The organism is Desulfosarcina sp. (assembly GCF_055467485.1).
This window is the reverse complement of sequence record NZ_JBUOIV010000077.1, coordinates 1-17,914: the sequence shown is the minus strand read 5'-3', so window position 1 is coordinate 17,914 and position 17,914 is coordinate 1. Positions and strand designations below refer to the sequence as shown.

Genomic DNA, 17,914 nt, shown 5'->3' with positions numbered 1-17,914 from the left:
GAGCTCGGAAGCATCCGGACCAGACTCCATTACAACGCCTAACAGAGAGAGGAAGACACAATGGCTGAAATAGGACAAGGTGGTAAGGAAAACGTCGAGAGGATCTTGCCGGCCGCGGAGGCCGTCAAGAAGATCACCGGCATCGGGATCATTTTCCAGCCCCTGCTTTATCTGATGCGCAGCGGTTCCCCTGATTCGCTGGACCTGATGGTGGCCTTTAACTATGCAGGAATGGCTGTGGACCTGATCCGTGAAAAGCGTTTCGGCAAAATGGTGGCCCTGTCCGGGGGGCGATACACGGCCGTCGATATTTCCGTCGTCGCCGACGGCGCCAAACGGGTGGATGTTGATGAACTGTACGATACCGAGACCTATCGCCCCCGCATTCTCAGCACCCAGGGAAAACCCATGTTCCTGTATTGAAGAATAGGAGAGAATGATGAAAACTACACTGACCGCGGTGCGAGTGGACCTGGGGGCTGTCGGCGGGCATCTTCAGCCCAGCGATCAACTCGTGTCCGCCGTACGGACGTCCGTAGAAGAGAAAACGGACAGCTTCCTCATCGACTATTGGGTATCCTTCACCGGAGATGACCTCACCATCCTGTGCACCCACGAAAACGGTTTGGATAGCCCGAAAATTATGGAGATTCTATGGGAGGCATTTGAAAAAGGGGCTGAAGCGGCCGGCGAACTGGGGCTTTATGGCGTCGGCCAGGATATCCGTGACGCGGGGATGACCGGTGCCGCCAAAGGATTGGGTCCGGCGATGGCGGAGATGAGCGTCGAGGAGCGTCCCAACGAGGCATTTTTAATCTTCTCCATCGACAAATCATTGCCGGGTGCCTTCAACCTTCCCTTCTACCTGGCCTTTACCGACCCCATGCACTGTCCCGGGCTCATTCTTTCCCCGCGGATGCGGCAGGGGTTCCGGCTGGTGATCATGGATGTGCATTACAAGGAATATGACCGCGAAATCGAACTTGACGCCCCCGAAGATATTTACAACATGGCTGCCCTGTTGAGAGATCAGAACCGATATGCCATCCGGCGCATCGAATCGCGCAGTACCGGTGAACAGACGGTGGCATTGAGCACCACGCGCATGCCCAACATCGCCGGCAAGATCCTGGGCAAGGACGACCCGGTGGCCATCGTGCGGGTCCAGGACGCCTTTCCCTCCGCCGGCGAGGTGGTGGCGCCCTTCCAGATCGGTCCCTATGTGGGTGGATTCATGCGCGGCTGCCATCACGGCCCGCTGATGCCGGTCCCCCTGAATTGCAAGGTTTCCTATTTCGACGGCCCCCCCATTGTCTCCTGCGCCGCCTTCGGATTGCGCGAAGGCCGTCTGACGCCTCCGGTTGATGTCTTCGCGCATCCCGTGTGGGACCATGTCCGCGCCCGGCTTGCGGAGAAGGCCGTGGAAATCAGAAGGCAGGGATTCTTCGGCAATGCCATGCAGCCTTTTGAGACCATTCATTACGGGGGCCTGGTCAATATTCTCAGGGATCTGGATGAGCGCTTCGAGATCAAGCATCCGTTCGACTGATGGATGGATATCTATAAGCCGGACGCCCGATCGGTTTTCGATTCCTATCCCACCGTTTAGATTGCCAAGGCCGATGCACAGACGAACCAGGACTCCAGAAAAATGGCTGAATGGGCCGCCGCTCGGGGTGTCCCGCACAACCCCCCTGAACCGTTATGCGCCGTTATTTGAGGTGCCGGGTGCAGAAACCGGTTCAGGTATATTGAGAAAGGCATTCACATAGTACCGCTGGACGTATTCCTTGACCATCCGCCGGGCGGAAAACCGCGCCGCATTGCTGCGGATGGCCTCTTTCATCACCCGCACCCAGCCTTTGGGGAAACCGTCGTCGCTCATATCGTAGTAGAGGGGAATGATCTCATCTTCGAGAAGCTGATAGATGGATCCGGCATCGATGGCGGTGCGGTCGCTTTCGCCGGACACGTCGCCGAAAGCCCAGCCGTTCTTGCCGTTGTAACCCTCGATCCACCAGCCGTCCAGGATGCTCAGGTGGGGAACACCGTTCAAGGCGGCCTTCATGCCGCTGGTCCCACAGGCCTCCATGGGCGGCAGGGGGTTGTTGAGCCACAGGTCGACCCCGTGAAGCAGATACTGCGCGATCTGCTCGCCATAGTCCTCCACGAAGGCGATACGGCCGCCCATCTGGGGGTCGCGGCAGGCGTTGAACACCTTTTGCAGGATGTGCTTGGCGGGGTCGTCGGCCGGGTGGGCTTTGCCGGCAAAAATGATCTGGATGGGATTCCAGCGGTCGTTGAGCAGGCGTTTGATGCGCGGCAGATCGTTCAGGATCAGGTCGGCCCGCTTGTAGGTGACAAAGCGGCGGGCAAACCCAATGGTCAGAATGGACGGATCCAGCATGGCACCGCCGGCCAGCAGAATGGACGGGCTGGCATGTTCGGACACCCAGCGTTTTCGGCAGCGCTCCCGAATGGCATCGATCAGCTTGATCTTCAGCCAGTAGTGGGTCTGCCAGAGCTCCTGGTCCGGGATCTTTTCCACCAGTTCCCAGATATACGGGTTGTCGTGATTGTCGCGCCAGTTGGACCCGAGATGGCGATCATAGAGCAGCTTGATTTTAGGTTCCACCCAGGTGGGGATGTGGACGCCGTTGGTAATGGCATCGATGGGAACGTCTGCCAATGCACGGTCCGGCCAGAGGGATTGCCACATCTTGCGGGACACCGCCGCATGGTTTCGGCTGACGGCATTGCGGCAGGCCGATGCCTTCAGCGCCAGGACGGTCATGTTGAAACCCTGGTGGGGGTGCTGGGGATGGACACCCAACTGCAGAAACGCTTTGCGATCCAACCCCAGGTCGGGCCAGTAGGACCGGAAGTACTTCTCCATCAGGTGAAAAGGGAACACGTCGTGCCCGGCCGGCACCGGGGTGTGGGTGGTGAAGACGGTGCGCTCCCGGACGGCGGTGAAGGCGTCGTCGAAAGACAAGCCGTCGAGGCGGTGGTCACGGATCCGTTCCAGCAGGGCGAAGGCGGCGTGGCCTTCGTTGAGATGGATCAGGTGGTAGTTCATTCCCAGCTTTTCCAGCATTTCAGCCCCGCCGATACCCAGCACGATCTCCTGGCGCAGGCGCTGTTCCAGATCGCCGGAATAGAGCCGGGCGGATATGGTCCGGTTCCAGGGGTCGTTCTGCTCGATATCGGTATCCATCAGGTAGAGTGCGTTGGTGCCGACGGCAATCTTCCAGACCGCCACATGGATGGGCGGATCGATCAGCGGGACTTTGAATATCAACTGGCGGCCCTTGTCTGTCATAACCCGTGAAATGGCGGCGGCCTCACGGTCGAAGCGTTCATCGATGTGGTCCTGCCATCCGTCGTCGCGAATTCGTTGGAGCAGGTATCCCTCCGGGTACATGAAGCCTACCGCCACCACCGGGATGTTCAGATCGCTGCACTCCTTGATAAAATCACCAGCCAGAAACCCGAGACCGCCGGCGTAAAACGGCAGCGACCGGTGCAGGCCGTACTCGGCTGAAAAATAGGCGACGGCCACCTTGTCCGGGGTTAATTCCAGCCCATCCTCGAAAAAAGGGTTCTCTTTCCTGATCATGTAACTGTTAAAAAGAGACATGACCACGTTGTAGTGGCGCAGGTAGTCGGGATTGTCGGCGGCGGCGGACAATATTTCGGGGGAGAGCTCCCGAAGCATCTTGTCCGGATTGTGGCCGCTCTCCTTCCAGGCCTGCCGGTTCAGCATCTTGAAAAGCATCCGGGCCCGCGGGCGCCAGCTCCACCACAGGTTTTCCGCTAAATTGGCGAGTCCGGAGATCTTTTCTGGCAGGTTGGGGAAATTGGAGTGGTCGGTGGGCGCAGGCATCGGCACCTCCTGCCGTCGGGGCGGTTAGGGGCTGCATACATTCGGGTTCAAGACTTGCGTGTGAACCCTCCTTTCGGAACAGAGCAGGTTCTGCGGCTCCGGCCATTATGGCTCGGTTGGTTGATACCTTCCCCTTGTCTCTACGGGGAGGGAGACAGGGTGAGGGGAAGCCGCATCAGGCCGCTATTTGCACGTCGGCCGACGGTTCGGCATCGGCGATCAGATGCGCCGGCGGGCAGCCAAGGAGACGCGCATAAAGACCGATGCTGTGGCGCGCCGTTTCCCCTGCGTCGAACCGCACCAGGCTGTCACTCATGATCCGCTGCACCTGTGATGAACGGACATCGCGGGAGCGACGGTAAAAAACCATGGCCTGATCGATCGCCCACAGGAACCCGCTGGCATCGAAATAGTCGAACAGGAACCCCGTGCCACTGTTGGATTCAGCATCCAGATGCGCCACGCAATCACGGATGGCGCCCGCATTGAAGGCTATGGGCAGTGCGCCGTATCGCTGGCCGATCCTGCAGGGCAGTGCGCAGGGATCCAGGTACAGGGGCATGAGCACAAAATCCGCGCCGGCATAGGCCAGACGGTAGCGTCGGGCGTCAAAATCGCACACGGCCGCACGATCCGCGGCATGCAGCCGGTCGATCATTGCGCGCACGTGCGCCTGGCAATCGCCGTCGGCAACAAAGACCACCTGCAGCCGCTGTTCGCGGTAGCGGTCCAGAATGACGGCCAGGGTGTCGGCCATCAGCCGGCATCCGGGCCGGGTGCCGTCCAGCCGCGTGGGCCAGAAACACACCGGCGCCGTCGAATCCATGTGCAGGTTCAGTGTTTCCTGAAGCTGGAGTTTGTTGAACAGTTTACCCGCGTAGTGGGTATCCGGTCCGTAGGTCCGTGCCAGCGCCCGGTCGATGGCCGGATTGAAGGAAGGATCCAGGGCCGGGGCCACGGCACAAAGGTTTCCGCTCCGCAACTTGTGCTGCAGTTCCGCGTTCAGCAAGGGGCCGCCCAATTGGCATTGGGCATCGGCACACGCCTTTAAAAAGGTCTGGCTCAGGGTGACGGTCAGGCCGGAGGCAAACATCCCGCTGGTCAGCATGTCCAGAGGGTTGGTGCTCCTGGTTTCCTGGTAATTGACGGGCATTCGGCAATAGTAGCAATGCTGCCAGAATGAGGCTGCATCGATGCCGCGTTCTTCGATGGTCGACAGGAGCAGCCGGGGTGAATCCAGGCGGTACAGGGTGAACAGGCAGGCGATGCCGTTGCGGCGGGCCATGGCCGGGATCAGCCCCGTCATCCAGTCGTAGCAATGGATCAGGTCCGGTTGGACTTCGGGGATGATGCGGTTGATCACCTCGCGCTGAAATGCCAGGGAAATGCGGATATTTTCCCGGTCGGTGTTCGAAAACAGCTTGGGATGGTAGTAGAATGATCGGTCCTGGGCCAGATGGATGCGGCTTTCGGGGATTTCTTGTTTGTGACCGCGGATATCGATGCCCGACATGCGCTGGGAGTTGATTTTGAAGACATCGCGATAGTTGGGCATGGCCAGGTGCACATCGATGCCACGTTCGTAGAGGGCATGGATCTGGGCCGCACAGATATCACCGAGCCCGCCGGCCCGTGCGGATATCGTTCGTGAGTCCGATCCCATGCCATGCGGAACGAAGGTCACTTCCGTGGTGACCATCAGGATTCTGGGTTTTTTATGCCGGGCCGCCATGTTAGTCTATATATTTCAACCCCATGCCATATCGGATGGCATTTTCGTCGGTCAGTTTCTGCCGCCATTTGACTTCCGCCAGGCAGATGGTGCGCGGTCGCACGTCTTCATCCACAGAAGGCGCCGGGGGGGGATAAAAGAGCATCCGCACGATCAGAATGGTTCCGGATTTGAATTTGCGGGACGTCTCGACATAGGACCCGCCGCGTGAGAAATTGCGCATGACGCCATCCGACATGGGTATGGCGCCGCTGCTGGTAAACGGCCGGCAGGTTATTGCGGCATCTGTGGAATTGCGCGGCAGCGCTCGGCCTTTTTTTTTCTTCTCCGGGATATGTTTCATTTTCTGGTCCCGGGACGAATCCCGCCCTCCGCATCTGGGTGTACCTGCAGCACGCCGCCCATCTTTTGCCATTAAAAGGAGGCTCGCGCCGGCGTACTGCAGGAAAACCGGATAGAAAGGGGCTACCCGGTTTTAATTTCGATTTTTTTTGCCTCGGTCGCCTGGGTCTTCTTAAAAATCAGTTTCAACACCCCTTTTTTGTAGGTCGCATCGATCTCCTCCGGCTTGACCTCCCCGGGCAGTTCCACCATGCGGCTGAAGCTGCCGTAGGTTCTTTCCACCCGGTGGAAATTTTCATCCTTCTCTTCCTTCTCCTGCTTCTTCTCACCAGAAATGGTCAGGGTCCGGCCGTCCAGCTTCACATCGATGTCCTTGGCCTCGCACCCTGGAATTTCCGCCTTGACCGTGATTTCACCTTTACCTTCGATCACGTCCAGACGCGGCGCCCATTCCCCGTCCCCGAAAAGCCGCCGCGAGATCGGCAAATCCATGTCAAAGAAGCGGTTGAACAGATTGTCCATTTCATCCCTGAAACTGACCAGTTCCCTTCCTGATCGCCTTCTATGAGGCATTAGATCAAACATGGCGGTTCCTCCTTTCAGCTGATTTGTCATATGGGGTTGAAACCCATCCATATGGATGGCAGATGGTCATCGTCCATACCAACGAAGAAGAATTTCTAAGAGGGCCGGCTACAGCCTGATCACCGAATTCTGGCTGTCCCCGAAAGGAGACGGCAGGTAGTCGTCGGCTTCGGGGTCGTTCTCCCAGTGCGATTGGCCCAATAAATAGCGGAATTGATAAGACCGGCCCTTTTCCAGTTCGACCGTGGCGCTGAATGCCCCATTTTTCAATCGCTTCATGGGTGTCGCCGAGGTCGACCAGCCGTTGAACTCCCCCACCACGTGCGCCACAGGCGCCCCGTCGCCTTCCTTTTCCGGAAGGTTAAAGGTGACCTTGCACACCGGTCTGCTTTTCAGAAACTGTTTGCGAATACCCATTGTTTTCCTCCATGCATAGTTATCAATCGCTTTTGATCCGTCCGCACGCCGATGGCGCGTCAAGATCACCGAAAAGTGGCCATTCGAGGTAGTTATCGCTGCTTTCGGTTTTACCGATTCGACATTTCTTGGCTGGTCTTCCCCTTCATTGATGGTCTATCCGCGCACAATCTTCCTCGTTGTTATAAACCGCAAAAGGTGTGCCAGGGTTCAGACATCGTTAACCATTCAATTTTATTGTCTAATTGACCATCCACGTCCAACTGAGACTTATGATTGTGTTGGTTTTTTTTACAGGTTGGAAAGCGTTGTTACTCCGACCATGCCCCTTATCTAACGCCTTCATACCCGTTACGGACACCGTTATTGGAGAAAACGATCTGCCACACCTGATTGCGGCGGGCGCGGAAGGACCCGGCGCAGGCCAGGAGGTAGTAAGTCCACATCCGAAAAAACCGCCCGTCATAAGCATGCTTGAGGCGGTTCCAGTTGGCCTTGAAATTGTGATACCAGGCCAGCAGCGTAGGATCGTAGTAAGGGCCGAAACTGTGCCAGTCCTCCAGGACCAGCAGTTTTTCTGCCGCCGATGAAATCTGTCGGCTGGATGGCAGCATGGAGTTGGGGAAGATGTATCTGGAAATCCAGGGGTCGCAAAAACGCACGGATCGGTTGCCGGCGATGGTGTGCAGCAAAAAGAGCCCCTCGGGCGTCAGGCAGCGCTGAATCATGCGCATGAAAGCGCGATAGTGGCCGGCCCCCACATGTTCGAACATCCCCACCGACACGATGCGATCAAAAGCGCCTGTCAATCGTCGGTAATCCATCAGTTTGATGGTCACCGGAAGTCCCTCGCAGCGCCGCCGGGCCAATTTGGCCTGTTCCTTGGAAACCGTGATGCCCAGCACGTCGACGTCGTAATGTTTGGCTGCATAAGCGGCCAATCCACCCCATCCGCAACCCACATCCACGATCCGCATGCCAGCCTGAAGCTTCAGTTTACGGCAGATCAGATCCATCTTGGATTCCTGGGCCTCATCCAGGTCTCCGGCATCCTTCCAGTAGGCGCAAGAGTAGTTCATCCATTTATCCAGCATCAGCGAAAACAGGTCGTTGCCGAGGTCGTAATGGCGCCTGCCGATGGTAAACGCCCGAAAGCGGCCCGGTGAGCATGTGCATGCCGCTTTGACGGCACACCAAAGGGTTTTCAATGATTTTTTTGCCTGGCGATCCAATCGGAAGCGCAGGATTCGATCGAAGAGTTGGTCCAGGGCTTCACAGTCCCACCAGCCGTCCATGTAGCTTTCACCCAGAGCCATGGATCCGCCGGCCGCCAGTCGTTTGTAAAACCGGTGGTGGTGTACCTGGATGTCCCATGGCCGGCTGCCATTGACCGCCACATCGGCGGCAGCGAAAAGTTCCGGAACCAGTCGTTCAGGTGATGTCGTTTTCATGATCCAGCCTCTCCTGCCAAGCTGTTTTCCGGCGGTCGCCGTTGCTTGAGATAACCCTTCGAGGATCTGTATCCCTTTTGACTGCGGGATTTTTGACCCGAAGCATGGATCCACGCGATCTAAAATGCTATCGACTCCTCGCCGTTGACAAGTTGATGTTTACGGGAGCGCCCATCAGCATCGCAGAAGGACGTGTTGTCTCGCCGATCACCGCCTCAACCGCCTTGACAACCCAATCGGCATTGGCGGCGTTCAGCTGATCCAGCCAGTATACCATCGCCGGTATATGCGGGGCGATTCGCTTCAGATGGTTGAAACTTTCCCATCCCGAGTGGTTCCCGAAGGCCTGGTTGATCAGGACCAGGCTTGGGGTGGAATCGGGGGGATGGCTGGTCACCTCCTGAATCGTAGCGGCCCGGGTGACCCGATGCCAGTGGCGGGTCAGGATTATCTTCAGAAATGCCGAGCTTGCCTGGTTGTCGTCCAGAATAACGATGTTTTGCATATGTCTCCTTTCAATTTCCCCTTCGCCTCCATCAAGCTGCGAATTGCGAAGGGACCGGCAGGTGAACCGCTGCCTTCAGGTGCACCGGAGAGCGATTAAGGTCGTGCGCATAGAAACCGACGACAGGAGCAGATCCATATCGAACTCGTGAAGTGCATGGATCTGGGTAGTACCAGATGTCCCCACGTCCGCCGGTTCTGGCGGGAATCACCTGTGACGCCGACCCCATTCCGTGAACGGATGTCGCTTCCGGGGCGACCAACACGATTCGGGGGGGGTGATGGCGCATTGCCATGCGTTCGGCCGTTCCTGTTCAGTCGAGATACTTCAAACCAAATCCATACCGGGTGCTGTCGTGGCCAACTATTTCCTGCCGCCATTTGACTTCTGCAAGGCAGATGGATCGCAGCTGAGCATCGGCTCCGGAAGCTGCTGATACCGGTGGATAGCGAACCATTCGCAAATGAAGGATGGTCCCTAATTTGAACTCATGGGACGATTCGATATAGGTCCCCGCTTCTGAAAAATTACGTATGACACCGTCTGCCGTATGGGCAGCACCGCCGCTGGCAAATGGCCGGCAGGCGACGACCGCCTCGGTGCGATTTCGTGAAGCGCTCCTTCTTTTTTCTTTTTCTTCCATTACCACGTGCATTTTTTCACCATGGGAGCTGGTGGCGGGACCAGCATGTCTTGCCTGGACCACAAGGCCCTTTGCCCTCGATGAGCGGTCAGTAGATTTGTCTCAATGCATGGGGTCTGGCCGATCAAACTTTCCATTACTCATGGAATGGTCCGGTATGGATTTTTCCTATCCGGGTGCGGACGCACGCGATGCCGGCGATAGGCAATCAGCATCCACGGCATCTCACTCTTGCCAGAATATTTCACTGAAGCGTCCGGTCACTTTAATTTCCGCCCGGGTGTTGTTCAGCTCGGACATCCGGGGAAGAAAGACGTCGAGACCGAACGCGTGAACGGTTTTCAAGCCATCCGTGTCAATGGCCACTTTGCAGGATGTCTTGACGCTCTGGTCCAGCGCGTTGATCAATTCACACGCCGACGACCCATCAAAATCACCGAACAGCTGAAGCGCCGTGGATTGGTTGCCGATCGCTTTGGCACTGACATGAAAATTGACGGCCATATCCTCATCTCCATAAAAATCGTGGACTGGCCGCCTTCTCGATCACCTCTTTCATGGTTGTCAGATTGAAGGGCTTCAACAGCATACCGTCGACAATTCCGGATCCCTCCATGAGCTCCTTGACTTCTCTTTCACAGTGGCCGGTCATGATGATGACCCGGGTCCCGAAATGCTTTTCCTTGATCTGATCGGCCAGACTGTATCCGTCGATAAAGGGCATGTCATAGTCGGTGATTACCAGGTCGTAGTGGGACTTGGTCAATTGGTAGAGGGCGTCCACCCCATCTTCGGCAATGGCGGGGCGATACCCCAGGCTTGCTGCCATCTTGGATACCAGTTTCAGGACGACCGGATCGTCGTCCACGATAAGGATCCGCCGGGCATCGGAATCGCTTGACCGCCCTTTGGACGAGTGCCCGGACAGATCGTTTCGCGATGAGTATGGCGTACCCGGCGACTCGGTCAACCGGCCGCCAGACGAAGGACCCTCTCGGTGAGCAATCATCGCCGACATGTGCGTACTCCTTTCCCTTTAATTTTGGATTAAAAGAATCGTAACGGCAGGTTGCAGAAGGCGCGTCGCGGCAGGAAGCGTTTATTTGTTTCTCTTATACAACAGACGCTGCAGCGGATACAATTCGCAGAACTGCCCAATTATCGGAAGGTGTGTAGGTATTTTTGCCCATCATGAAGGTGGGCAGGGGGGCTACGTCACGCTTTGGGTATATCCCTGAGCGATGGCGTATCGAACCAGGTCGGCTGTTCGTTTGAGGTTGAGTTTGGATCGGATATTGGCATGGTGGCGATGGACCGTACGAACGCTGATGCAAAGCAGATCGCTGATCTGTCGGTCCGTATGACCCTCCGCGATCATCTGCAGCACTTGGCGTTCGCGCGGCGTCAGGGAGTCCGGCTCGGCTTCGTGCGTACCCCTGCAAATGGAAATAATGGCTGCAGGAAATGTGCTGGCCAATTTCTTGGACAGATAGGTTTCACCTTTGCGGATCCGGTCGATGGCCTGGAGCAGCTCATCGCCCGAATCCTCCTTCAGCAGGTACCCCTTGGCACCCGCCGCCAATGCCATGGAGAGGAATTCTTCGCTTTTATGCATGCTGAGAATGAGTACATGGACGTCGGGGTACAGGGAGTGAATTTCACGGGCCGCTTCGATGCCGCGCAATCCGGGCATCGAGATGTCCAAAACGACCATATGGGGAAGGGACTTGTTAAGCATTTTCAGCAGCGTCAGGCCGTCTCCGGCTTCACCGGTCACCGCCAGTCCGGGCACCGCTTCGATCATGGTTTTGATGCCCTGCCTGATCATCGCGTGATCGTCGGCAAGAATGATGTTGTATCTATTCATCGTATTGCTTCCCGGAACGCACGGGGCAGGCTGATGTCCCATCGGGTGCCCCTTCCCGCCTGGCTGTCGAGGGTGACTTTCGCACCGATCATGCGGCAGCGCAGCGCCATGGCGGACAGGCCCATTCCCGCCTGGCCATTGAAGTGATCAAACGGTTTGGGGGCATTGAAACCGATGCCGTTGTCTTCGATGCGGATGCGCAAGGTGTTTCCTTTGCGGCTCGCGGCCAACAAGGCCCAGGTAGCCTGTGCATGTTTATGGATATTGGTCAGCGCTTCCTGGAAAATGCGGAACAGACACACCCGGGTCTTCGGATCCTTGATCTGGTCGAGCAGATCGATATCCGCCTCCACCTGAACATCCGCGTAGCTTGAATATTCGCGAATCATCTGCCTGAGGGCGGCACGTAGGCCAAGGGACTCCAATGCCGACGGATTCAGTCCGTGGGCAATGCTGCGAATGTCGTCGATGATCTTGTCGGAAAAGGTTAACAGATCATCGCACGCTTCAATCAGATCGGCTGCATCGTCCGGCAGTCGCTGCTGAATGCTTTTCAGGCGAAGCTTGAGCACATTCAGATCCTGGCCGCATCCGTCGTGAAGCTCCAGGGCAATGCGCCGCTGCTCATCTTCCTGAACCGTCAACAGGTGACTGGAAAGAAGATTGAGCGAGTCCACCGATTCACGGAGCCGATCCTGCAGGTGAAACCGCTGGACCGCCAGACCCAGGCGCGAACCGACATCTTCCAGGTTTTCGACCAACCGCAGGGGGAAACGGTTTTCACGACGGTCGGCCACATGAATCAGCCCTTGGATGGTGTCGGCGATGCGAATGGGAATCAGGGCCACGGATTCGTAACCGTGGGCATTGCACACATTTCTGGTCGAACCCAGGTCCGCCGGCGACACCGTGGCCAGAAAACGACTGGTTGCATTGATGTAAAATGATCCGTTCTTTGTGAAAAACGGCAGTCTGGGGTCGGAGGAACCTTTAATCACCGCGATGCACATGCACTGGTCGGAGTGAAGGGACAGCGGGCTTTCGGATTCGTAGAATGCCTGGCTGAAGCCGTCATAGGCCTGGTAGGGGATGTTGCCGGCATCGTCGCGGATGCGGATGCCCACCGCATCGCATTGAAGATACGATTTTATCCGCTGGACATAGCCCGCCAGCAGCTCCTGCATGTCGGTGGCGCGGCATGCCAGTTCGAGGCAGTATTGCTGCAGCACGAAGCTGGCGGAGAGCTGCACATGTTCGCTGATGTCCACCAAGGAAACCGTGTATCGCTGCTCGTCGCTGTGCGATTCGGAAAAGGATTGCATCTGCAGTTGGGCATCGAACAAAAACCCGTCCGCGCTTCTCATTTTGAGTTCGAAGGTGGAGCTTTCCGGACTCTTCTGGCAGGCCAGTTTTTGGTAATAGAAACAGTCCTGATCCTCCCGGTGGATAAAATCGGTGATGCAGCGGCCGGTCAGCTTGCCTCTGGGTGCATTGAGCGATATGGCGGCAGCCAGGTTTATTTCCTGGATCACCCCGTCCCGGTCGATAACCAGGTAGCCGATGGGGGCAAAGTCGAACAGGCTGGCATAGTTGCGATACAGTTTTTCGAATTTTTGCCTGGCCGACTCGGCGGTGTCACGGGTTTTGGACAACTCGTCATTTTGCATCTCCAATTCGGCCTGGTTGATCTGGATCTCATGAATCAGCCGATGGAGCTCATAATTTTCCTGACTGTCGACGCCGGTGTCCGGCCTGCCAACCACACGTTCGGCCCTGCGACGAAGCTCGGTCCAATGGGTGTCTTCGCTTTTATTTACAGTCATGTCCATCCTTGGGGGTCGCACCAATCGAGCCCTGCCCTTTTTCCGAAGCCCTTACCGCAAGCCCGACGGTCTTTCGAAGGTAGCGAATTTGACCGGATGTTGCTTGTCGTCCACCAGGGTCGTGGCGTGCAGCCGGACGGTGAGGGCTTTACCCGTTTTGGTTATTCGCGTGGTTTCGAAGGGCTCAACCGTATCGCCGCGCTGCAGGCGGCGGGTAATCGCTGCATACTCATGGCGGTTTTTTTCTGCGGTGATCTCGGTAATGTGCATTTGGGTGGCTTCATTCTCCATCCAGCCGTAAAGCCTTTCCGCAGCCCGGTTCCACGACAGGATATTGCCATTGAAGTCCTGCACCGTGACGGCGTCCGACGCGTTTTCGAACACGGCCGTAATCCGCCGAAGCAGGTGGATCTGCCGCAGATCCGTGATATCGATGAACGCAAGGGTCACTCCATCGATGACGTTGTCGAGCGTTCGGTAGGGCATCAGGCGCATCTCGTACCACCGGCCGTTTTTGTCCCTGACCTCAAACTTCTTGCGTTCCAGCCGTTCAAGCACCTGAGTGGCGTGTGCGTGGATGTCCGTGGCCTCCATCAGGGTGGTGATATCGCTGACCGGGCGACCGATATCCGCCAGGCGCAGGTTGATGATCCGGGTCATCGCCGGGGTGAAACGCCGCACACACAAGTCGAGGTCGAGAAACAGCGAGGCGATTTCCGTGCTTTCCAGCAGGTTGTTGATATCGTTGTTGGATTTGGTCAGCTCGTCGATCTTCTGCTGGTGTTCGGCGTTGACGGTCAACAGCTCCTCATTGGTGGACTGAAGCTCCTCCCGGGAGGTCTCCAGCTCTTCATTGGCGCTCTGCAGCTCCTCGTTGACCGATTGCAGCTCTTCATTGGCAGCCTTGTACTCCTCGTTCGACGTTTCGAGTTCCTCGATGGTTGTCTGCAGGTACTCCCTGGTGGCGTTCAGCTCCTTTTCCAGCCGCTCGGTATCCGGCGGCTTTTCACCGGCGTCACCAGACGGTGCCTGGGGCGCCTCTTTCGGCCGGTCGTTCGTTGCCGCTTCGAACAAAACAATCAGCAGATTCCGGCCCCCCGGTTTTTCCAGTAGCGGTCGAACGGAAACCGTCACCCGGTTCAATCCGTCGGGTGATTTAACAGCGACGCCTTCGACGTGCTCCGTTTCACCGGATTGAACGACCCGGCTGAGGCACTGGGCCAGCTTGAACGACAGCCCCTCCCGGGCCACTTTCAATATATTGAAATTGGCCTTGCCCCTGGGCATCTTCAGGAAAGGGTCGGTGTACCCGTAAAACTGAAGAATGTCGAAATTGCTGTCGATGAGTACCCCGGGCGGGGAATATTCATCCAGGATAATTCGTTCGGCAACACTGTATATGTCCGGCAAAGATGATTTTCCTTTCTGCTCGGCCGCTGATTCAAGGACTCTATGATCCGCGATCACGGGCAGACCGTTCATGGCGTACCGGTCCATCTGCCCCCTTTCGCGATGTTCAAAAATCTTGTGTTTGAGAGATACCGCCGGGAAATAGTCACCACATTCGCCGGTGGTCTCGGACGGGCCTAAGAACAGGTGACCGCCCGGGTTCAATGCATAATGGAACCTGAGCAGGATTTTTTTCTGCAGCTCCGGTTTGAGATAGATCAGCAGGTTGCGACAGCTGATCAGGTCGATTTTGGAAAACGGCGGGTCGTTGATCAGGTTGTGGACCGAAAAAACAATCTGGTCACGGATGCGCTTTTTGATATGATAACGACCATCGATGGAGGTGAAAAAACGGCCCCGGCGCTGCCGGGAGACATCGGCAGCGATATTTTCCGGATAAGCTCCCTGCCGTGCCGTTTGGATGGCTTCGGTTTCGATGTCGCTGGCGAATACCTGGACGTTCAAATGGTGGTTCAGCCGCTCCATGACCTCTGCCAGCAATATGGCAATAGAATAGGCCTCCTGCCCGCTGGAGCACCCTGCCACCCAGATGCGGATGCCGTCCCCGGGCTTTCTGGATTGGACCAATGGCGTCAGCACCATCTCCCGAAGGGTATCGAAGGCCTTCCCATCCCTGAAGAAACTGGTCACCCCGATGAGCATGTCCTTGACCAGTCGGCCCGCCTCGGCCGGGTCGGTGGCCATGACCTTGACGTAATCCGAATAGTCGCTGATCTGGTGGACGGTCAAGCGCCGGGCGATTCTGCGACTGATGGTGCCGCTCTTGTAATTGGAAAAATCATGGCCGGTTTTGCTCTGAACGATTGAAAATATCTGCTTCAGCTCGTGATCCTGAGATTTTTCTTTTGCGCTGGAAACGTCGGTGCTGCAGATACCTGGATGCCAGAGAACCGCCGTCAGCTTTTCAGCGATTTCCTCCGCCGGCAGGATAAAATCGACCATCTGGGTGGCAATGGCGCTGTCGGGCATGCTTGCATACCTGGCATCCTCCGGAGATTGGACGAAGGTCAGGCCGCCGGCGGCCTTGACGGCCTTCAACCCCTGGGTTCCATCGCTGGCCGAACCGGAAAGGATGATGCAGACGGCTTTTTCCCGTTTCTCCATTGCCAGCGAATTAAAAAAGTGATCGATGGGTAGTAAATGTCTTCTGCCCGAATATTGCATAGGGGTCAGTCGGAACTTGCCGTTGACCATGGAGACGAGTTTCTCCGGGGGACTCAGATAGATGCGCCCGCGTTCGATCTTCAGGCCATTGTTGATCTGGGTAATGGGCAGGGCCGTGGACCTGGTGAGCAGTTGATCCATGGAGCTTTTATAGCGCGGGCTCAGGTGCTGAATCACCACAAATGACAGGGTGCAGCCAACGGGCAGGTGTTTAAAAAACTGTTGCAGGGCTTCCAGACCGCCGGCTGAAGCCCCCATGCCCACCACCGTGGTGTCCGCATTGCTTGGATTTGCGTCTTGCGGCTCCCTGGCGGCGCCATCCGCATTTTTCTTCTTACCTGGCTTGCGCTTGACCGGTGGAGAACTTTTTGTGGACGTACTTTTTCCGGCCATTGAAGAAATCCTCTTTACGGCATTGGAAGGACGGCGAAGCCGACGGTCGATGTCACGGGTCAGCCCCGCTCTCCGCTTCAGTGGCAGATGGAAAATCATCGCGGCGATGCACGAATCAAAATCGATATCGGTGGAGGGTCAGGTGCATCCTGCACAAGATGAACTCTATTGAAGGCAGGCCGGCAGTGTCAAGACATTTCATGCCGGTTGACCGGCTGCCGGTGTGTGCGCGGAGGAGGGGGCGGTTCGCCGGCATAACGCCCGTCAGCGCTGAAAACGATGCCCACGTTTACCCGTGGGCGTCCCCCGACCTGCTCGTACGATGGCTTCAGCTTTTTCTGGACGTTTTGGTCTGGAAAGTCGAAATCTGCCGTTTGACGTTCACTGACTTGCAGTGCGGACAAGCATATTCCTTTTTTTCCAACGCATCCAGACCAAGATGAAGCATAAACGGTTTTTGGCAGGATTCACATATGAATTCATAGTTTGGCATAAGCATCCCCCCTTGGGTTGGACGGTTTTCCTGATAAGGACGCGGTAACGCCGGTCATTGCGGATAGGCACCGGCCTCGATTCAGGGAAAACCGGCACGCAGCAACCCGATTGAACCGCTTGGAGCAACCGGTTATAAGATCTACCTATCAGGACCTGCCATCGGCTGACAATCCACAAAATTACCCATTATACATGAAAAAAAATGAGTATTTTTGACCATTTTCATTTGACCGGAATAACCATAGGATAGTTGTGCACCGTGGATAAATGTGGCAGTGCGCAGCCCATTCGTACCGCTCGGGTCCACATTTTTTTAGATCACTGGGGACACGGTTCGCTGAAACCAGCTCGTCGCGGGTCAGCTGGACCCGTTGCCGCGACACTGGCTGTCCATGAACGTGTCGGTTCTCTTTACATGTTGTAAAAAAGTGACGCCTTCGGGATCAATATACCGGGATCTCGCTCGTCATCGGAGAATGAGGCTCCCTGCTCTGACTGACTCCGTCCAATAAACGCAACCCAGCCACTTGCAGCACTCACCAACAGGTAATCCCATCCCTTCCAGCCCCGGTATTTCCTGGCATGTGAAGACCCATACGTTTATGGTTTTCGATTTGCATAGTTGGTCTATAAAAAAGGAGCGATCCATGCCATGGCCAAAGCATTTGAAACTGTGGACGGTAAATATCGTCACCTTCATCCTTTTTTCGCTGTTGGCCGTAACCGGCTTGATCAACTGGCGGGTGCTGCCGCACGGAGGCGGGCGGCGGGAGGGAATTCTGATGGAGATCCGCCATCTGCTGATGGAGGTGCATACCTGGCTGGCCATGCTTTTTCTGTTAGCTGTCGCCATCCATTTGATGCTGCATTGGTCGTATATCAAGGCCAACCTGAAAAAATCCGGTCTGCTGAAACAAGCAAAACCCGATGTTAGGGCATTGTCCGAGGACCGGCATCACCCACAATCAAAGCGACGGGTCATGGCGCTGAATCTTTTCAAGTCACAGGATAACGACGGCGACCTTAAGCGGATCCCCCGTGAAATAGGGATCCTGCCCCTGCGCAACATGGTGGCCTACCCATACATGGTGCTGCCGCTGGCCGTGGCGTTGCCGAACTTCATGAAAATGATCGAAGAGGC

At 56.5% G+C, this 17,914-nt stretch carries 18 protein-coding genes; 4 read left to right on the top strand and 14 right to left on the bottom strand.

Translation table 11 applies throughout. The features are described from left to right. Positions 1–60 precede the first annotated feature (60 nt). Positions 61–423: a hypothetical protein gene (locus ACZCED_RS22645; RefSeq protein WP_464861805.1), complete on the top strand. Its 363-nt coding sequence runs from the start codon at positions 61–63 to the stop codon at positions 421–423. A 16-nt stretch (positions 424–439) separates the two neighbouring features. Further along, complete coding sequence (locus ACZCED_RS22640) at positions 440–1,549, top strand: fructose 1,6-bisphosphatase (RefSeq protein ID WP_462970443.1); 1,110 nt, start codon at positions 440–442, stop codon at positions 1,547–1,549. Between the two features lie 153 nt (positions 1,550–1,702). Here ACZCED_RS22640 and glgP read toward each other — a convergent pair whose 3' ends face one another. From glgP to ACZCED_RS22575, 13 genes are all read right to left on the bottom strand, one after another. Further along, a complete protein-coding gene (gene glgP, locus ACZCED_RS22635) occupies positions 1,703–3,886 on the bottom strand; it encodes an alpha-glucan family phosphorylase (protein WP_464861804.1) in 2,184 nt (727 codons plus the stop codon). Positions 3,887–4,061: 175 nt separating this feature from the next. Then, positions 4,062–5,585 (bottom strand): glycogen/starch synthase, encoded by a 1,524-nt coding sequence (locus tag ACZCED_RS22630; protein WP_464861803.1) that lies wholly within the window; start codon positions 5,583–5,585, stop codon positions 4,062–4,064. A gap of 34 nt (positions 5,586–5,619) precedes the next feature. Beyond that, on the bottom strand, positions 5,620–5,961 hold the full coding sequence (locus ACZCED_RS22625; protein WP_462970440.1) for a hypothetical protein: 342 nt from the start codon (positions 5,959–5,961) through the stop codon (positions 5,620–5,622). 122 nt (positions 5,962–6,083) lie between these two features. Further along, entirely contained in the window at positions 6,084–6,545 is a 462-nt protein-coding gene (locus ACZCED_RS22620) for an Hsp20/alpha crystallin family protein (RefSeq protein WP_462970439.1), read from the bottom strand. 108 nt (positions 6,546–6,653) lie between these two features. Continuing rightward, the gene (locus tag ACZCED_RS22615; protein WP_462970438.1) at positions 6,654–6,962 is read right to left on the bottom strand and encodes an isoamylase early set domain-containing protein; all 309 of its coding nucleotides are present in this window, start codon (positions 6,960–6,962) and stop codon (positions 6,654–6,656) included. A 329-nt stretch (positions 6,963–7,291) separates the two neighbouring features. After that, complete coding sequence (gene cfa / locus ACZCED_RS22610) at positions 7,292–8,413, bottom strand: cyclopropane fatty acyl phospholipid synthase (RefSeq protein WP_462970437.1); 1,122 nt, start codon at positions 8,411–8,413, stop codon at positions 7,292–7,294. Between the two features lie 127 nt (positions 8,414–8,540). Then, positions 8,541–8,918, bottom strand: coding sequence for a hypothetical protein (locus ACZCED_RS22605; RefSeq protein WP_464861802.1), 378 nt, complete (start codon positions 8,916–8,918; stop codon positions 8,541–8,543). 313 nt (positions 8,919–9,231) lie between these two features. Next, entirely contained in the window at positions 9,232–9,573 is a 342-nt protein-coding gene (locus tag ACZCED_RS22600) for a hypothetical protein (protein ID WP_462970435.1), read from the bottom strand. Between the two features lie 213 nt (positions 9,574–9,786). Continuing rightward, positions 9,787–10,065, bottom strand: coding sequence for an STAS domain-containing protein (locus ACZCED_RS22595; protein WP_464861801.1), 279 nt, complete (start codon positions 10,063–10,065; stop codon positions 9,787–9,789). Between the two features lie 4 nt (positions 10,066–10,069). After that, positions 10,070–10,579, bottom strand: a complete 510-nt coding sequence (locus ACZCED_RS22590; protein ID WP_462970433.1) for a response regulator — start codon at positions 10,577–10,579, stop codon at positions 10,070–10,072. 192 nt (positions 10,580–10,771) lie between these two features. After that, a complete protein-coding gene (locus tag ACZCED_RS22585) occupies positions 10,772–11,428 on the bottom strand; it encodes a response regulator (RefSeq protein WP_462970432.1) in 657 nt (218 codons plus the stop codon). After that, on the bottom strand, positions 11,425–13,251 hold the full coding sequence (locus ACZCED_RS22580; protein WP_464861800.1) for a sensor histidine kinase: 1,827 nt from the start codon (positions 13,249–13,251) through the stop codon (positions 11,425–11,427). Before ACZCED_RS22580 ends, ACZCED_RS22585 begins: the two co-directional genes overlap by 4 nt. Positions 13,252–13,302: 51 nt before the next feature. Beyond that, positions 13,303–16,143, bottom strand: a complete 2,841-nt coding sequence (locus ACZCED_RS22575; protein WP_464861799.1) for a CheR family methyltransferase — start codon at positions 16,141–16,143, stop codon at positions 13,303–13,305. On the opposite strand from ACZCED_RS22575, the gene ACZCED_RS22570 reads away from it, so the two are divergent. Further along, positions 16,142–16,450: a hypothetical protein gene (locus tag ACZCED_RS22570; RefSeq protein ID WP_464861798.1), complete on the top strand. Its 309-nt coding sequence runs from the start codon at positions 16,142–16,144 to the stop codon at positions 16,448–16,450. The genes ACZCED_RS22575 and ACZCED_RS22570 overlap by 2 nt on opposite strands. 156 nt (positions 16,451–16,606) lie before the next feature. Here ACZCED_RS22570 and ACZCED_RS22565 read toward each other — a convergent pair whose 3' ends face one another. Then, entirely contained in the window at positions 16,607–16,771 is a 165-nt protein-coding gene (locus ACZCED_RS22565; protein WP_462970429.1) for an FmdB family zinc ribbon protein, read from the bottom strand. A gap of 649 nt (positions 16,772–17,420) precedes the next feature. Between ACZCED_RS22565 and ACZCED_RS22560 the strand changes: the two genes are divergently transcribed. Continuing rightward, the coding region (locus ACZCED_RS22560; RefSeq protein ID WP_464861797.1) for a DUF4405 domain-containing protein at positions 17,421–17,914 on the top strand (494 nt) is incomplete at its 3' end.

What these genes read in the sequence shown, in the direction of transcription:
- ACZCED_RS22645 (WP_464861805.1), top strand. Translation starts at nt 61, where the DNA reads ATGGCTGAAATAGGACAAGGTGGTAAGGAAAACGTCGAGAGGATCTTG.
- ACZCED_RS22640 (WP_462970443.1), top strand. Translation starts at nt 440, where the DNA reads ATGAAAACTACACTGACCGCGGTGCGAGTGGACCTGGGGGCTGTCGGC.
- glgP (WP_464861804.1), bottom strand. Translation starts at nt 3,886, where the DNA reads ATGCCTGCGCCCACCGACCACTCCAATTTCCCCAACCTGCCAGAAAAG.
- ACZCED_RS22630 (WP_464861803.1), bottom strand. Translation starts at nt 5,585, where the DNA reads ATGGTCACCACGGAAGTGACCTTCGTTCCGCATGGCATGGGATCGGAC.
- ACZCED_RS22625 (WP_462970440.1), bottom strand. Translation starts at nt 5,961, where the DNA reads ATGAAACATATCCCGGAGAAGAAAAAAAAAGGCCGAGCGCTGCCGCGC.
- ACZCED_RS22620 (WP_462970439.1), bottom strand. Translation starts at nt 6,545, where the DNA reads ATGTTTGATCTAATGCCTCATAGAAGGCGATCAGGAAGGGAACTGGTC.
- ACZCED_RS22615 (WP_462970438.1), bottom strand. Translation starts at nt 6,962, where the DNA reads ATGGGTATTCGCAAACAGTTTCTGAAAAGCAGACCGGTGTGCAAGGTC.
- cfa (WP_462970437.1), bottom strand. Translation starts at nt 8,413, where the DNA reads ATGAAAACGACATCACCTGAACGACTGGTTCCGGAACTTTTCGCTGCC.
- ACZCED_RS22605 (WP_464861802.1), bottom strand. Translation starts at nt 8,918, where the DNA reads ATGCAAAACATCGTTATTCTGGACGACAACCAGGCAAGCTCGGCATTT.
- ACZCED_RS22600 (WP_462970435.1), bottom strand. Translation starts at nt 9,573, where the DNA reads ATGCACGTGGTAATGGAAGAAAAAGAAAAAAGAAGGAGCGCTTCACGA.
- ACZCED_RS22595 (WP_464861801.1), bottom strand. Translation starts at nt 10,065, where the DNA reads ATGGCCGTCAATTTTCATGTCAGTGCCAAAGCGATCGGCAACCAATCC.
- ACZCED_RS22590 (WP_462970433.1), bottom strand. Translation starts at nt 10,579, where the DNA reads ATGTCGGCGATGATTGCTCACCGAGAGGGTCCTTCGTCTGGCGGCCGG.
- ACZCED_RS22585 (WP_462970432.1), bottom strand. Translation starts at nt 11,428, where the DNA reads ATGAATAGATACAACATCATTCTTGCCGACGATCACGCGATGATCAGG.
- ACZCED_RS22580 (WP_464861800.1), bottom strand. Translation starts at nt 13,251, where the DNA reads ATGACTGTAAATAAAAGCGAAGACACCCATTGGACCGAGCTTCGTCGC.
- ACZCED_RS22570 (WP_464861798.1), top strand. Translation starts at nt 16,142, where the DNA reads ATGCCCACCACCGTGGTGTCCGCATTGCTTGGATTTGCGTCTTGCGGC.
- ACZCED_RS22575 (WP_464861799.1), bottom strand. Translation starts at nt 16,143, where the DNA reads ATGGGGGCTTCAGCCGGCGGTCTGGAAGCCCTGCAACAGTTTTTTAAA.
- ACZCED_RS22565 (WP_462970429.1), bottom strand. Translation starts at nt 16,771, where the DNA reads ATGCCAAACTATGAATTCATATGTGAATCCTGCCAAAAACCGTTTATG.